This is a genomic window from Pseudomonas sp. Irchel s3a18, from assembly GCF_900187535.1.
In the GTDB taxonomy this organism is placed as follows: domain Bacteria; phylum Pseudomonadota; class Gammaproteobacteria; order Pseudomonadales; family Pseudomonadaceae; genus Aquipseudomonas.
Genome location: NZ_FYDV01000041.1, coordinates 1 through 1,393 on the forward strand (window position 1 = coordinate 1; position 1,393 = coordinate 1,393).

1 protein-coding gene is annotated in these 1,393 nt (G+C 58.1%); it reads right to left on the reverse strand.

Features of this window, described 5'->3' with window-relative positions; all coding sequences use genetic code 11:
• Positions 1–271 precede the first annotated feature (271 nt).
• Positions 272–1,303: an IS110 family transposase gene (locus tag CKW29_RS25325; RefSeq protein WP_095149325.1), complete on the reverse strand. Its 1,032-nt coding sequence runs from the start codon at positions 1,301–1,303 to the stop codon at positions 272–274.
• Between the last annotated feature and the right edge of the window lie 90 nt (positions 1,304–1,393).

A 1,393-nucleotide genomic window follows, 5' to 3' on the forward strand; every position in this document is an offset into this window, starting at 1 on the left:
CCGTATATGGACTCCCCCTCATTGCAAGCCCCGTTGCTTTGGCGCCCGTGCCGACTGCACACGTATATTCGGCCTCTAAATACGGCATCGTTTCGATGCAGGGCCATGATGGGCTATTCGCGCGCCGGCTCCCGATCGCTTTTTCGTGCTTTTCGCACTTGGACATTCGAGGGTTTTGCCGACGCCGGTTCGACCGGTTTGCCATCGTTCAGGTTGCTTCGCAATCGTGGTTAAGAGTTGTTTCTCTCGTAGAACACGTCGGGTAAATAGATCAGGCCGCTGCCTGATTCGGTTGGTAATCAGTGCCGTGACGCAGCATCGCCCAAGCCATGCGTGCAGTTTTGTTGGCCAGCGCAATAGCGGCCACATTGGGATGCGATCGCTCGGCTAAACGAACGGCCCACTGGCTGAGCCGATCCTCTTTGGATTTGGCTGTGCGTAGCGCCGAGCGTGCGCCATGCACCATCAATGTTCGCAGATACGTATCACCGCGCTTGCTAATACCGAGTAGTCGATCCTTACCACCAGAACTGTGTTGCCTCGGTGTCAGTCCCAGCGAGGCGGCAAACTGTCGGCCATTGGCAAACTGACGGGCATCACCGAGAGCGACGACGAGCGCTGTGGCGATCATTGGACCGACACCGCGCAGCTGTTGAAGGCGAACGGCGGACGGCTCGTTTGTCGCGATCGCAGTGATCTCGCCGTCGAGCTGGCAAACATGCCCATCCAGCGCACGAAGGTCGTCCCACAAACCATCCAGCAGACGACGAAAGCGTGCCGTCAAACCGTTATCCGCATCCCCTAGCCAGCATGGTATTGCACGACGCAGCATCAGCAATTCCTTCGGTGCAACGAGACCGTACTCGGCGACCAGCCCACGGATCTGATTGGCTTTGGCCGTCCGCTGTTCGATTAAGCCGGCCCGGATGCGATGCGTCGCCTGGATATCCTGTTGTTCGATGGTCTTGATGGCGACGAAGCACATGCTGGGACGGCTCATCGCTTCGCAGATCGCCTCGGCATCGTTCGCGTCGTTCTTGTTGCTCTTGACGTACGGTTTGACGAACTGCGGCGCGACCAGCTTCACCCGAAATCCGTGGGCTTGTAGCTGCCGAGCCCAGTGATGCGCACCGCCACAACTCTCCATCCCGATCTCACAGCCAGGTTCGATCTTCTCCAACACCGTTTGCAGCCAGCGATCACGCGGTAGGCGCTGCCGCCAGACGGGTAGCTCATGACAATCCACGCCGTGGATCTGAAACACGTTCTTGGCCAGGTCGACCCCAATTCGCATAAGCTTCATGTGTGGACTCCTTCTCACCGTTGACTGTGGTTCGCACTTTCAGTCTGGCACTCAAGATGCCGAAGTGAGGAGGAGTCCATCCCATTGCTT